The 14,511-nt window shown below is 36.5% G+C and carries 15 protein-coding genes; 3 read left to right on the top strand and 12 right to left on the bottom strand.

Annotation, left to right across the window (positions count from 1 at the left end; genetic code table 11):
• Positions 1–25: 25 nt before the first annotated feature.
• The 5 genes from V1L66_RS02975 to groES all read right to left on the bottom strand — a co-directional run bounded on the left by V1L66_RS02975 (position 26) and on the right by groES (position 5,187).
• Complete coding sequence (locus V1L66_RS02975) at positions 26–1,036, bottom strand: ABC transporter substrate-binding protein (RefSeq protein WP_333005887.1); 1,011 nt, start codon at positions 1,034–1,036, stop codon at positions 26–28.
• 10 nt (positions 1,037–1,046) lie between these two features.
• Positions 1,047–1,808 (bottom strand): ABC transporter ATP-binding protein, encoded by a 762-nt coding sequence (locus V1L66_RS02970; RefSeq protein WP_036075994.1) that lies wholly within the window; start codon positions 1,806–1,808, stop codon positions 1,047–1,049.
• Between the two features lie 4 nt (positions 1,809–1,812).
• The gene (locus tag V1L66_RS02965) at positions 1,813–2,892 is read right to left on the bottom strand and encodes an iron ABC transporter permease (protein WP_016993301.1); all 1,080 of its coding nucleotides are present in this window, start codon (positions 2,890–2,892) and stop codon (positions 1,813–1,815) included.
• A 249-nt stretch (positions 2,893–3,141) separates the two neighbouring features.
• Positions 3,142–4,773, bottom strand: a complete 1,632-nt coding sequence (gene groL, locus V1L66_RS02960; protein WP_333005886.1) for a chaperonin GroEL — start codon at positions 4,771–4,773, stop codon at positions 3,142–3,144.
• Between the two features lie 129 nt (positions 4,774–4,902).
• Complete coding sequence (gene groES, locus V1L66_RS02955) at positions 4,903–5,187, bottom strand: co-chaperone GroES (RefSeq protein WP_004224358.1); 285 nt, start codon at positions 5,185–5,187, stop codon at positions 4,903–4,905.
• Positions 5,188–5,358: 171 nt separating this feature from the next.
• On the opposite strand from groES, the gene V1L66_RS02950 reads away from it, so the two are divergent.
• Together V1L66_RS02950 and V1L66_RS02945 are read left to right on the top strand one after the other, a co-directional pair.
• Positions 5,359–6,123 carry a CPBP family intramembrane glutamic endopeptidase gene (locus V1L66_RS02950; RefSeq protein WP_036075465.1) on the top strand — a complete coding sequence of 255 codons (765 nt, stop codon included), beginning with the start codon at positions 5,359–5,361 and terminating at the stop codon, positions 6,121–6,123.
• 380 nt (positions 6,124–6,503) lie between these two features.
• The gene (locus tag V1L66_RS02945; RefSeq protein WP_036075464.1) at positions 6,504–6,863 is read left to right on the top strand and encodes a hypothetical protein; all 360 of its coding nucleotides are present in this window, start codon (positions 6,504–6,506) and stop codon (positions 6,861–6,863) included.
• Between the two features lie 565 nt (positions 6,864–7,428).
• Here the strand turns inward: V1L66_RS02945 and tatC are convergent.
• The 3 genes from tatC to V1L66_RS02930 all read right to left on the bottom strand — a co-directional run bounded on the left by tatC (position 7,429) and on the right by V1L66_RS02930 (position 9,257).
• Positions 7,429–8,253 (bottom strand): twin-arginine translocase subunit TatC, encoded by an 825-nt coding sequence (gene tatC, locus V1L66_RS02940; protein ID WP_333005885.1) that lies wholly within the window; start codon positions 8,251–8,253, stop codon positions 7,429–7,431.
• A gap of 16 nt (positions 8,254–8,269) precedes the next feature.
• Entirely contained in the window at positions 8,270–8,455 is a 186-nt protein-coding gene (locus tag V1L66_RS02935) for a twin-arginine translocase TatA/TatE family subunit (RefSeq protein WP_008176991.1), read from the bottom strand.
• A 166-nt stretch (positions 8,456–8,621) separates the two neighbouring features.
• Positions 8,622–9,257, bottom strand: coding sequence for a redox-sensing transcriptional repressor Rex (locus V1L66_RS02930; RefSeq protein ID WP_036075461.1), 636 nt, complete (start codon positions 9,255–9,257; stop codon positions 8,622–8,624).
• A gap of 253 nt (positions 9,258–9,510) precedes the next feature.
• Here V1L66_RS02930 and V1L66_RS02925 point away from each other — a divergent pair, with 253 nt between their 5' ends.
• Positions 9,511–11,454, top strand: a complete 1,944-nt coding sequence (locus tag V1L66_RS02925; protein WP_333005884.1) for an ABC-F family ATP-binding cassette domain-containing protein — start codon at positions 9,511–9,513, stop codon at positions 11,452–11,454.
• A 431-nt stretch (positions 11,455–11,885) separates the two neighbouring features.
• Here V1L66_RS02925 and tsaD read toward each other — a convergent pair whose 3' ends face one another.
• Genes tsaD through tsaE form a run of 4 tightly spaced genes read right to left on the bottom strand, consistent with a single transcriptional unit; the run spans position 11,886 to position 14,500 of the window.
• Positions 11,886–12,902 carry a tRNA (adenosine(37)-N6)-threonylcarbamoyltransferase complex transferase subunit TsaD gene (tsaD, locus tag V1L66_RS02920; RefSeq protein ID WP_016993018.1) on the bottom strand — a complete coding sequence of 339 codons (1,017 nt, stop codon included), beginning with the start codon at positions 12,900–12,902 and terminating at the stop codon, positions 11,886–11,888.
• Positions 12,899–13,354, bottom strand: coding sequence for a ribosomal protein S18-alanine N-acetyltransferase (rimI, locus tag V1L66_RS02915; protein ID WP_016993016.1), 456 nt, complete (start codon positions 13,352–13,354; stop codon positions 12,899–12,901). Before rimI ends, tsaD begins: the two co-directional genes overlap by 4 nt.
• A complete protein-coding gene (gene tsaB / locus V1L66_RS02910) occupies positions 13,347–14,054 on the bottom strand; it encodes a tRNA (adenosine(37)-N6)-threonylcarbamoyltransferase complex dimerization subunit type 1 TsaB (RefSeq protein WP_333005883.1) in 708 nt (235 codons plus the stop codon). The genes rimI and tsaB overlap by 8 nt, the downstream gene beginning before the upstream one ends.
• Positions 14,051–14,500, bottom strand: coding sequence for a tRNA (adenosine(37)-N6)-threonylcarbamoyltransferase complex ATPase subunit type 1 TsaE (gene tsaE, locus V1L66_RS02905; RefSeq protein WP_016993010.1), 450 nt, complete (start codon positions 14,498–14,500; stop codon positions 14,051–14,053). The genes tsaB and tsaE overlap by 4 nt, the downstream gene beginning before the upstream one ends.
• Positions 14,501–14,511: the final 11 nt, after the last annotated feature.

The following is a 14,511-nucleotide window of genomic DNA, read 5'->3' as shown; positions in this document are numbered from 1 at the left end:
ACCCGCTAGGACAGCACTTTTTGTTTTATTTAAATAAGTCTGGGTACATTTCTTTTGCTAATGCTTCCATTCCATCAATTGTGTTATAGCCATAGCCAAACATGTAATTGTAATCTACAATATACATTTGTTTATTTTTAATAGCCTTCATGCTTGAAAGTTTAGGATTGGCATAAATTTCTTCACGTACTTTTGTCAAATCAGAACCGTCCCAGTTAGGAAGTATTAATACATCTGGATCTGCTGCAATTAATGTCTCAACACTTACATCGCCTGTTTCATCTTTGAAAATATTATCTAATTTAACCATTTTGAATGCATCATTAAAAAATGTTTCGTCGTGTGCTGGATAAATAAAAAGCTCTTTTGGATCATTTGTATGCAGATAAGCAAATGTTTTTTCTTCTTTAATACTTTCTAATTTTGAAGAAATATCTTGTTGTCGGCCTTTTAGTTCGTTAATAAAGCTATCTGCTTTATCTTGAACATTAAAAATTTCACCGATATTTTCGATATCTTTATAAATAGAATCATATGTACCACCTGTTACAGATGACTCTAAAACATATGTTTTTACACCCATTTCATTAAGAGAGTCTACTGTCCCTACTCCCCATTCAGCATTATCAAATAAGCCACCACGACCAAATACTAAATCAGGATTAGTCCCTAATGTAACCTCTTTCCCAACATATTCATCACTTAAAATATTTAGCTTAGCATACTGTTCTTCTACAGATTTATCAACTGCTCCAAAGTTCGCACCAACACCAACGATTTTATCGCCTAATCCTAGATGTAATAATAATTCTGCTGCCGGGCGTGTATTTGCCATAATTCTTTCAGGTGCTTTATCAAATACTTGATCTTTCTTTTCCCATGTTGATCCCCCTTCAGCCTTTGTAAAGTTCTCAATTGTTAGTGGATAATGCTCTTTTATTTGTGTTTCCTTAGATGCATCTTTTGATGTGTTACCGCAGGCTGTTAATGTTAACAAAGCCGCTAAACCAATTCCTAATAATAATTTTTTCTTCATGGTTTTCCTCCTACAGTCCATATGCAAAGCCTAATCCATTCGTCACCGGATTAGTAAATGTTTGACATTTTATATGATATAAAGCTTCTATTGTTTCTGGTGTTAAAACTTCTTGTGGTGTACCATGTGCATAGATTTCACCATCTTTTACGGCATAAAGATAGTCACAGTAATGTGCTGCCATTTCTAGATCATGAAGAGCTGCTAAAACACCGATGTTTAAACTTCTTACACAGGATAGTATTTCAATTTGATAGCGAATATCTAAATGATTTGTTGGTTCATCCAAAATCATAAATTTAGGCTGTTGGGCAATCGTTCTAGCTAAAATAACCCTTTGCTTTTCGCCGCCAGATAGTGAAAGAAAGCTACGCCCTCTATAAGATTGTAAGTTCGTTCTTGTCAATGCCTCTTCTACGATGTCAAAATCCTTTTGGTTATCTGACTCTAGCATTTTTTTATGAGGTGTTCTTCCTAACATCACCATTTGTTGAACTGTTAAATCAAAGTGCATTTCATTGAATTGTCCAACCACGCCTAAGTGCTGAGAAATCTTTTTTTCGGGACTTTTTAAAACATCTAAATCATCTAAGAAGACCATTCCTTTTTGAGGCACTAAGCTTTTATAAATGCTTTTTAGTAAAGTTGATTTTCCGCATCCGTTTGGTCCGATTAAGCCCACAAATTGCTGCTTATTCACATGAATGGATATGTTTTTTACGATTTCCTTTTTGCCGATTTTTACTTCTATTTCCTTTGCTACTAATTCCATTGTTCTACCCTCCGAAGTTGTAACCTTTTTTTACAATCATATAGATAAATAATGGTGACCCAATGACAGAAGTAATAATACCAATCGGTAATTCTACATTTTGGATTAATGTACGAGACAGAATATCCGCCCAAATCATGAAAAGACCGCCTAAGAGCAATGTTCCTAGCATTAATCGTTTATGATCTGCCCCGAAAATACCTCTCGTAATATGAGGAATAATTAAACCAACAAAACCGATCATACCTGCATAAGCGACCATCGTCCCTGTAATAAGCGAGGTAAGAATCATATACAATTTACGATAAGCACTTAAATTGATCCCTAATGTGATAGCTGATTCATCCCCAAGTAGCATTGTATTTAGCACGCGATGTTGGAAAAGGAATAATATAGCTCCTAGCACAATGACGAATGTTAAAATCGGTGTTTTGTCCCAGCTTGCGGATGCTAAACTCCCCATAGACCAGAACGTAACCGTTTTGATACCCTCTGCATTATTGGCAAAAAAGATGATAAGGCTTGAAAACGAACTACATAATGCACCGATAACAACCCCTGATAAAACCAATTTCACTGAGGTTGCTTTACCTCCAATACTGGATAAGATAAGCACTGCCATAGAGGTAAACATCGCTCCTGCAAATGCACCAAAGGCTACTCCAAATTGTGCTAGCAATGCACTACTCCCAAAACCAACTAGGATAGCAAAGGTTGCTCCCAATGACGCTCCTGAAGAAATACCAAGTATGTATGGATCAGCAAGTGGGTTTTGGACAACTGCCTGCATGACAGCGCCACACAATGCAAGTCCGACACCAATTAATAAGGCAAAAACCACACGTGGCATTCTGACCTGTAAAATAATATTCAAGTAGGATTCACTTTCCACACTATCAAGGGTGCCAAGTTTTCCATTGGATATAGTATGTAGCAAAATATCCATCGATTGCTTGAAAGGAATACTGACTTGTCCTATTGATACAGAAAAAACGGCAGATATTAAAATGGAGGCTATTAAAAGCAAGATAATAACATAATAAATATTGCCCGTCCCTATTCTGTTAGCTTCCTGTTTATTCAAAATTTCACCTCTATCTATTTAACTATTAGTCAATGATAACGATTATCATTTTCATTTGTATTGTAAGTGATAATCCATTGAAAAACAACAGGAAAATTTTTAATTATAAATTATTCATACATTTAGCAGATGAATAATCCACTTAAATAGCCTGTTCTAATAAAAAATCAAAATAAAAACCACTTTCCATAAAATTATGGAAAGTGGTCATGTTTACTTAAAAGATTGTGCTTTAGTTTAAGCTAAATCTTACATCATTCCTGGCATACCGCCCATGCCGCTCATATCTGGCATTGCTGGTGCTGCTTCAGGGATATCTGCTACAACCGCTTCTGTTGTTAAGAATAGCGCTGCAACTGATGCTGCGTTTTGTAAAGCTGAGCGAGTTACTTTTGCTGGGTCTACTACGCCTGCTTCCATCATGTTTACCCATTCGCCAGTTGCTGCATTGAAACCAATGCCAACTTCTTCACGTTTTAAGCGATCTACGATAATTGAGCCTTCAAGACCAGCGTTATTAGCAATTTGGCGAACTGGTTCTTCTAAAGCACGTAGAACGATTTTCACACCTGTAGCTACGTCGCCTTCTACTGCTTCAGCCGCTTTTTCCACTGCTGCATAGACGTTAAGAAGAGCTGTACCACCACCTGATACGATACCTTCTTCAACAGCCGCACGAGTTGAGTTTAAAGCATCCTCAATACGAAGTTTACGCTCTTTAAGCTCTGTTTCTGTTGCAGCACCAACTTTGATAACTGCTACACCACCTGCTAATTTAGCAAGACGTTCTTGTAATTTTTCTTTATCAAATTCTGAAGTAGTTTCAGCAAGTTGTGCACGGATTTGACCAATGCGTGATTCAATCGCGTCTGCTCCGCCTATACCTTCAACGATTGTTGTGTTATCTTTTGTTACCACTACTTTTGCTGCACGACCAAGTGCAGAAATGTCAGCTGATTTTAGGTCTAAGCCTAATTCTTCTGTAATCACTTGTCCACCTGTCAGGATAGCAATATCTTCAAGCATTGCTTTGCGGCGATCACCGAAGCCTGGTGCTTTTACTGCTACAGCATTGAATGTACCACGAAGCTTGTTCACAACAAGTGTTGCTAGTGCTTCACCTTCTACATCTTCAGCAATCATTAAAAGTGGACGACCTTGTTGTACCACTTGTTCTAATAATGGTAATACTTCTTGAATGTTTGTAATTTTTTTATCAGTAATTAAAATGTATGGGTTATCAAGAACCGCTTCCATTTTATCTGTATCAGTTACCATGTAATGAGACGCATAGCCACGATCAAACTGCATACCCTCTACTACATCTAGCTCTGTTGTGAAGCCTTTTGATTCTTCAATTGTAATAACACCATCGTTACCAACGCGCTCCATTGCTTCAGCAATTAGTTGTCCAACTTCATCATCAGCAGCAGAAATAGCAGCAACTTGTGCAATTTCTTCCTTATTGCTTACTGGGCGAGAAATAGCGTGTAATTCCGTAAGTGCTGCAGCCACTGCTTTATCAATACCTTTGCGGATACCTACAGGATTTGCGCCAGCTGTAACGTTTTTCAAGCCTTCACGAATAATTGCTTGAGCTAATACTGTTGCTGTAGTTGTACCATCACCAGCAATTTCGTTTGTCTTAGAAGCAACTTCTGCTACTAATTTTGCTCCCATGTTTTCGTATGGGTTTTCTAATTCGATTTCTTTTGCAATTGTCACACCATCATTTGTAATAAGTGGTGAACCGAATTTTTTTTCTAAAACAACATTACGTCCTTTTGGTCCTAATGTTACTTTTACTGCATTCGCTAATTTATCTACACCTTGTAACATTAATGAACGAGCGTCTTCTGAGAATTTAATATCTTTTGCCATGAGAATTTACCCTCCTGAAATGGAATATTCGTTAAGCTTCTTCAATATATTTATATCAATTTCACCTTATTGTCACATTTGTTTTGCAGACAATAAGCATCCACCTTACGTAAGGTGCGTTTAATGTTCTTATTCAATAATTGCAAGTATATCGCTTTCGCGTAAAATTAGGTATTCATTACCTTCAAATTTAACTTCTGTGCCAGCGTATTTAGAGAAAATAATGCGGTCGTCAACTTTAACGTCAAGCTCTACACGTTGCCCGTTCTCTAATACACGACCTGTCCCAACTGCTACTACTTTACCTTCTTGTGGTTTTTCTTTTGCAGAGTCAGGTAGTACAATACCGAATGCAGATTTTTCTTCTACCTCGATTAGTTCAATTACAATACGATCTCCTAGTGGTCTTAACAAGTGAAACAACCTCCTAATAATTAAATAATTGTTGATATTTATTAGCACTCTATATCAATGAGTGCTAACACAATTATTATGATAATCAATCACTCTTTTTTTTGCAAGTCAGAACTTCAAAAAATTTTGTTTTCTTTCCATATTCCTCTACAATAGAAAAGAAGCATATGAATGGAAAGGATTTTGACTGTGACTAATTCTCAAAAAGTAACGAAACATAAAAAAACAGCCCTGTATGTTTTGCTGATTTATATCTTGATGCAAATCTCTAGCAGATGGTTGCTCTTACCGTTCCATAAGCTCATCATGAAGGTAACTGGTTTAGCTTCTGAACAAGCGGCTCCTATTACTCAAGGTTGGTATATTGCACTAAGTTTTGCGGTAGCGCTCATTTTAAGCTTAATCCTTACATCTCGAGATAAAGCATTTTGGAACATTTATCAAGGAAAAAAAGAAACGATACCTCTTACAATTGTGTGGGGAATCATCGGCTTCTTCCTAGTGTTCTTTGGACAAATGATTGGTGCAGCTATTGAGATGGCTGTTTTCGGTATTGAAGGAGGCTCACAAAATACTGCAGATATTGTCGCGATAGCTAAAGGTGCTCCCATCGCCATATTAGCAATTGTTGTATTCGGGCCAATCTTAGAAGAATTCGTCTTCCGTAGAGTGATCTTTGGCTCGCTTGTCCAAACAACAAATTTCTGGGTGGCAGCAATTGTGAGTGCCATTTTCTTTGCGATTATCCACTTCGACTTCTCACATATCTTGCTTTATACCATCTGTGGTTTAATTTTCGCCTTTTTATATCACAAAACAAAGCGCATTTGGACGTCTATTATTGCACACGTCATGCTTAATGGATTTGTGACACTTGTACAATTCTATGCGGAACCATTGCAAAAGTTTCTTCAAGAACTAGAAAAAATGCAATAAATTTTTGTAAAGCCCAAAAGGTAATACAAAATATAGACAAAATTGTATAGGTACCAATTTAATGTAATTTAATTACATCATGTTAGATTTCAGTATAAATAGCCTCCATTACAAAAAGACAATAGCTTTCCCAATTTAAAAATAGCAACAGATAACGAATAGTTTTCTGTTGCTATTTTTTATTTCGGAAACAAAATTTGTAAAAGTCCGATAATACTCTATAGTTTATAGAGAGATAAAAAAAGAAAATATTAACATAAATACAAATTTTATGTAAATTATGATTGATTAGCCATAATGCGAATGTTACACTTGATTTAACTCGAGTGTAGCTTACTTTTAATAGCGCTTTAAATGATTAATTATAGGAGGTATTAAATATGCAAGCAAAAAAAATAATTAGTGGTGTGTTACTAGGATTATCCGTAACTCTATCAGGAGCACTAATTTCTTCAGCAGAAGAAATAGAGAATAATGAAACTAATAATGTAAGTACTGAAAATAATAGTGAAATTTCACAAAACTCTGGAGAAATAACTCCTTATGCTGTACACGAAAGATGGGTTTCAGGAATTAGAAAACCTTACTCACTTTTCTCAACAGTCGAAAAACAAGTATTTCATATAAACGGCGATTGGAGTGGTGTACTTAATTTAGTAGCTATTGAAGATTCATACGATATTTTCACAGGAAAACGCATTAAGGTGGGCGTTTATGAGGGGTGGCTATATCCAAGATAGTTTAAAAGTACACATATTTTTAATCGAGAATTTCTACTCTTTTCTAGTATTATAAAATAAGTACTAATTTAAAGAAAATCTATTTAGTATTTGAACTACACCTCAATTGGAGGTGTAGTTTTTTACGGATAAATTTAGAATAAAAGAAAAACTAGAAACAACTAATTGCTTAATAATTGATAGGAACATAATCGAAAATTTACTGTCAAATGCGATAAACAATATAACATTTCTAAATTACACATCATAATTCAAATTAGGTGTACTAAAATACTTAACTTATAATAGTTAGTTTTTGAAAATTAACCACATTATCTTGTAAAAAGCCTGTTTGAATTATAAAGTGTTTTACATCAAGCTTGCATGTAACATAATAAACTTTATTTTGTATACTTCTAACTAATTACTAGGAATAATATACTTCTTGGCTAATTTATCAATAAGAAAGAACTTCTTGAATATATTTTCTCCTTACTTATAATTTACTGCTATACTTTGACATAGCAAACACCCAAAAGTTAGATTTTCACGCTAACTTTTGGGTGTACTTCAATTTTAAAATTGATTATTGTTTTTTTAATTCTTCAATTTGTTTCCGTTGTAACTCAAGTGCCTCTTCAATCTGGCGCTTTTGTTCAGCTTCCTGCTCTTCTTTTAATCTCATTTCTTCTGATTGCAAGTATTTTTTATAGCCAATACGTGAAATCATAATGCTTATTTCATATAGCATAAACAATGGTATTGATACCATTAAATGCGAAGCCAACTCCGGGGGTGCAATTATAGCTGCACACACAAACAGACCAAAATAGGAATACTTTCGAAAACGCACTAGTATTTCAGGAGTTAACATTCCAATACGTGAAAAGAATAGGACTACAATCGGCAATTGGAAAAGGAAACCAAATGGAATTGTAAGTCTAAATAAAAATGAAAAATAGTCCTTTATGCCAATTGTTGGTTGTATGTCTAATTCATTCGATAAACCCATCATAAATTTTATGACATAAGGAAATAAGTAAAAGAAAGAAAAGGACAGCCCTGCTAAAAATAATAAAAATGCATACGGAATATACTTTAAGGTTGCTTTTCGTTCTATGTCCCTTAGTCCTGGACTTATAAATGCCCACAATTGATACATTAAAATTGGCGAAGAAACAATAAAAGAGATTAAAAATATAACTTGAATATAAATTGAAAGCGGTGTTACTACATCAAACGCATGGAGTTCTATATTATAGGATTCTCCAGTAATTTGAAGATATTTAATAATTGGCTTTGCGACAAAAAAGGCGCCGGCCATAGCTAGAACAAAGAAAACGGCAACAATGAACAGCCGTTTTCTTAATTCTTCTATATGCTCAATGACAGTTAGATCTTTTGGATTCATTCCTCAACATCCTAACTTACTTATCTAGTTCTTTCTTTTTCTTATCATCATCATCTTCGTCGGCTAAACCTTTAGTAGCATTTTTGAATTCACGTAGTGTTGAACCAAATGCCTTACCAAGCTCTGGTAACTTTTTAGGACCAAAAATTAGTAACGCGACAACTCCGATAATAATGAGGCTCATAGGACCAATACCACCCATTACAGCCACCTCCTCTTTATATCCATCATTTTAACGCATATTTCGCCATTTTGCTAACTAATTATATGTGAAAGTTTTTCGTCACTCTCACTGATTTGACCTCATTTTATTTAAATTATCTATCTTGACAGAAACGGTGAATTACACTTAAAAATATGTATGGTTTTCACTCTTCCTGATTACGAATTAAATAAATAAGCGCTTGCAACTCTACCGATAAATCGATGGTTAAAAGCTGCATTCTTTCAGGTACTGTTAATCGCTCTGGCGTAAAGTTTAAAATTCCCTTTGCATTCATGGCTGCTAAGCGATCCGCCATTTTTTGAGCGGAGCGTGGTGAAACGGTTAAAATAGCAAGCTCTGCACCGTATTCTGCATATTTTTCTTCCAATAAATCTGGATGAAAAACAGGAATGTTACTGATCATTTTGCCATCCTTCGGTGCTTTTGAATCGAATGCTACCACAATATGTGTATTATGATTTTTTTGAAAATTATATTTTAATAATGCACTGCCTAAATTCCCCACACCAATTAACGCTACTTTTGTCGTTTCATGTTGATCAAGCGTCTGGCTAAAAAATTGTAATAGATGCTGCACATCGTAGCCATAACCCTTTTTCCCAAGTGCACCAAAATAAGAAAAATCACGGCGAATAGTTGCAGAATCTATTTTCATCGCTTCACTCAATTCCTTCGACGAAATACGTTCCATACCTTCTTGTGCAAAGTTTTGAATAAATCGATAGTAAAGAGGAAGTCTTTTTGTAGTGGCTTGTGGAATTTTTAATTCTTGTTTCAAACTTTTTCCTCCTTATGATGTACCTCCATCAATTTTACTGTCTTTAACTACTAATTTTAATACATTCATCCTTAACAATATACAACATTTTTGCAATCCCCTGCTGTATTTCTCTTTAGTTAATGGCGCCTTATACGCAGCTAACTAAAAAGAAATCGTTTCAATCTTACATGACTGCTAGGAATAAGTAAAGCACGGACATTGCATGCAAATCGTTCATCCATTACACTAAGGTAGAATTGAGGTGTCAAGAATGATTGTTTTACAGGTCAATCAACTAACTAAATCCTTTCTTGCAGATGAAATTTTAAGTGGTGTTAAATTAGAAGTTCAACACCGTGACCGTGTTGCCTTAGTAGGACGAAACGGTGCAGGTAAATCTACTTTATTAAAAATAATTGCTGGTCAAATGTCCTATGATTCAGGCGATATCATTATCCCAAAGGGTATTCAAATAGGCTATTTAGAGCAACATGCAGGATTAAACTCTACGCTAACGATTTGGAATGAAATGATGACTATTTTCGAATCACTTTTAGCACAAGAACAGCTCCTACGCTCACTTGAACAACAAATGGCTGATCCTACTGTTTATGAAAATCCTACTATGTATGCGAAAGTTATGTCGGAATACGATCAATTACAGCATACGTTCAAGGATGCTGGCGGCTATCAATATGAATCAGACATACGATCAGTCCTTCATGGTATGCAATTTTATTCCGAAGACTATGACAAACCCATCAGTTCCTTATCTGGTGGACAACGCACACGTTTAGCACTTGCTAAGCTCTTACTTAGTAAACCAGATCTTTTAATTCTCGATGAGCCTACTAACCATTTAGATATCGAAACATTATCTTGGTTGGAATCCTATTTAAAGGGCTATGAAGGCGCAATATTAATTGTTTCCCATGACCGCTACTTCTTAGACCAAGTCGTTTCTATTGTCTACGAAGTATCCCGTCATCGTGTTACCAAATATCCTGGTAATTATAGTGCTTATTTAGATGAAAAAGCTAAAAATTATGAGCGTGATGTCAAACTCTATGAACGTCAGCAAGATGAAAAGGCCAAGCTAGAGGATTTTATCCAAAAAAATATTGCACGTGCTTCTACAACAAAAATGGCACAAAGTCGACGTAAAATGCTTGAACGTACAGAGTGGATGGAATCCCCGGACGGTGATGAGAAATCCGCTAGTTTCGGTTTCTCGATTGAACGTCAAAGTGGAAATGATGTTTTATCTGTTGATGAATTAACGATTGGTTATAATGATCGTACCATTTCTAGTGGGATAAACCTTCGCACTTTTCGCGAGGATCGGATTGCCCTTGTTGGTCCAAATGGAGTTGGTAAATCGACATTATTAAAAACAATTGTAAAGGATTTAGCCCCTCTTGCAGGCAGTATTCGTTATGGGACGAATGTACAAATTGGCTATTATGATCAAGAGCAAGCAAAGCTCTCGAGTAATAAGAGTGTCCTGAAAGAATTATGGGATGAATGGCCACTCATGAACGAAAAAGATATTCGAACTGTATTAGGGCGTTTTCTTTTTAGTGGTGAAGATGTGGATAAAGCTGTATCCTCTTTATCGGGCGGTGAAAAAGCACGCCTTGCACTCGCAAAGCTAATGATGCAAAAGGCTAATTTCTTAATTCTAGATGAGCCTACCAATCATTTAGACTTAGATAGCAAAGAGGTATTAGAAAATGCCTTGATTGATTATCCAGGTACTCTTCTATTTGTCTCACACGACCGCTACTTCATTAATCGTATCGCAACAAAAGTGGTGGAGTTATCTGGAACGGGTTCATTTGAATATTTAGGTGATTACGATTATTACGTTGAGAAAAAGCAGGAACTATTGGAACTAGCACAAATGAATGCTGCCTCTCAACCCCAAGTACAGCAAGATCTGCCTGATAAAACGTCTACATCAAAAATAGATAAAGAGGCAAAAAAACGTGAACGTCAAATTAGACGTACGATCGAAGATTTAGAAAGCAAGATGCAAGAAACATCTACTATTGTTGCAAGCCTAGAAGAGGCTCTATGTGACTCTGCCATTTTCACTGACCATGAAAAAATTTCAATGCTTCAAGACGAATTAGCAACTGCTAAAGAACAGCATGAGCTATTAGAATTAGAATGGCTTGAGTTAAATGAAGAACTCGAAAATATTAATATGTAAAGATGTAAGCCATGTGACCTTTCACATGGCTTTTTCTTTACTTGTCTTCATTTTTCATATATATTGGTCAAGTGCTATTTTTCGACAAAAAATGCCCACAGTTTTATACACACTATAAATCTAGTAATACCAACATATCAACAGAGTTTTCCACACTGTCCACAATAAAAAATTATTTTATCCACATTGTATCGTATAAAACAAGCTACTATATATTGAATAATCACAAGTTATACACAAGTTATCAACAATTTGTGTATAAGTACGCGTGTTCGCTATTTATTTCGCTCTTTTACCTGTGGATAATTTTCTGAAAAATTTGTCAATTTTGTTGTTTCTACTTATTATTCCCTTAGCACCGTTCCTTTTTATCAACAATTATTCGACAATTAAAAAGAGATATCTAAAAATATAGATACCTCTTTTCCATACTATATCCAGGATTTTAACTCCATTCCTGGACGTCCATTCATCATTAAGTTTCCTCGAATACCAGCCTCATACATCGGCATAGCAGCTGCGCCAATCATTGCAGCATTATCAGTACACAATTTAAGCGGTGGTACAAAAAACGGGATACCTTCCTCTTCAAATACAGCCTCCAAAGAAGTTCGCAAACCTTTATTTGCGGCTACACCTCCAGCTGCAATAACCTGTTTCACCTGATACTCACGAGCAGCACGCAATGTTTTAGCTGTCAGTACTTCAACAACACTTTCCTGAAATCCCTTGGCAACAGCTGCTGGTGAAATGGCTTCACCTCGTTGATCCATATTATGTTTATAATTGATGACAGCTGATTTTAAACCGCTAAAGCTAAAATCATACGAATCCTCTTCCAACCATACTCTTGGAAAAGGCACAGCCTCTCCTTCCTCATGAGCAAGACGATCAATATGTGGCCCACCAGGATAAGGTAAATTTAAAACACGTGCCACTTTATCATATGCTTCACCAGCAGCATCATCTCGTGTTTCACCAATGACCTCAAAAGAACCATGCTCCTTCATATAGACAAGCTCTGTATGACCGCCTGAAACTACTAGTGCTAATAAAGGGAACTCCATTGGCTGTACAAGCGCATTGGCATAAATATGACCTGCAATATGATGTACACCCACAATGGGTAAGCTGTTCGCAAAGGCAAAAGCCTTCGCCGCATTAATGCCAATCAACAATGCCCCTACAAGACCTGGACCCTCTGTAACAGCAACCGCATCCAAATCTGACGGCTTTAGATTTGCTTGAGCTAAAGCTTCTTCAATTACCATCGTAATTTGTTCAACATGATGGCGTGATGCAATTTCTGGGACAACTCCACCAAAACGCTTATGACTCTCTATTTGAGAAGCAACAACATTCGACACGATTTCATGACCATTTCGAATAATCGCTGCAGCTGTTTCATCACAGCTTGATTCTATTGCTAATATCATTCCATTATTCATTGTAAATTCACCCACATGACAAGGGCATCCTCCCCGTTATCAGTATAATAGCCTTTCCGTATACCACCATCTTGGAATTGAAGCTTGCGATAAAGATTTTGTGCAACGGTGTTCGTTACACGTACCTCCAATGTCATAACCTCCATTCCATGTAAACGAGCTATTTGCATCGCCTCACGCATTAATCCCTCGCCTATACCTCGACCACGAGCACCCTCAATCACAGCTACATTCGTAATTTGGGCTGCATCTATAACCATCCACATCCCACAAAAACCAATAATACTTCCATTTGCATCCACAGCCAGCACATAATGAGCATACTGATTTTCATGCACTTCATAGTAAAAGGAATCCAACGTCCAAGGTACAGGAAATGAAGCTACTTCAATTTCATAAACTGCTGGTACATCATCAGAAACCATTTTACGATAAGTTACATCACTACTCATGTTCTTTCTCCTTTTGTTCTTTCAGCCAATTTGCTTCAGCCTCTGCAATTCGTTTATATTGTGGGACAAAGTGATGAGTAGCTTCAACACTCGGTAACTCCACTTTAGTTCCTACACGAATAACTTCCGTTGCACGTGGCAAGTCAAGACTAAAAGGTGCACGCAAAGCGTTATCACCAAGCTCTTCTACGATGTTATCCCAAAAAATGCCCACATCTGTTCCTACAAATAAAACAGGTGCATCTAATGCCCTTAAACGTTCTAATAAATCAGCGATATGTGCATGATGATCTTCCACAAGAGCCTCTAGTGTCATTCCTTGATAAACAGCTGTATAAACATTGTCTCTTCTTGCATCAAAAATTGGACAAATGAATCCATTATAAAGGGTAGCATTTGCAGCTAATGCTTTTAAGCTAGAGACGCCAACTAAAGGTATCTGTAATGTCCAAGCTAGGGTTTTCGCTAATGTCACACCTATGCGGACACCTGTATACGAACCTGGACCTTCAGACACCGCAATCACATCCAAGTCGCCTGCCTTTAAGCCTGCTCTTGCTAATATTTCTTCGATAGCGGGCATCGCGCCAGCAGAATGCGTTAATTTTATATTTTGCACCATCTCGGCTACCACTTTTCCATCCCTCACAATAGCAACGGAAAGTGGTGTATTCGCTGTTTCTATTCCTAACCAAATCATTTCATTAGCTCCTCACATAGCGCCTTATAGCGTTCCCCAGTAGGTATTAACACAAAACGTCGTTCATTATCTCCGATTCGGTAAATCTCTATCGCTAATCGATTCTGTGGCAAATCCTGTTCAATTAAATGCGCCCACTCTACCACTGATACTGCATCTCCATAAAATAATTCATCCCAACCAAGGTCCTCGTCACTTTCAGCCAGACGATATACATCTAAATGATTGAAGGGTAAACGTCCTTCATACTGTTTAACAATCGTAAATGTTGGACTGTTGACTGTTCTCTTCACACCAAGCCCCTTTGCTAAGGCCTTCGTAAACGTTGTCTTGCCTGCGCCCAAATCTCCTTCTAATGTAATCGTATCTTGAGCTTCTAGTAAATTGGCAAGTGCCATAGCAAAACGTTCTGTATCATCAACTGAATTCATGATTATTTCATACATTCTCATTTTTC

Source organism: Lysinibacillus sp. IITD104, assembly GCF_036698265.2.
In the GTDB taxonomy this organism is placed as follows: domain Bacteria; phylum Bacillota; class Bacilli; order Bacillales_A; family Planococcaceae; genus Lysinibacillus; species Lysinibacillus boronitolerans.
The sequence above is the reverse complement of the archived record's forward strand: the minus strand, read 5'-3'. Positions and strand labels throughout refer to the sequence as shown.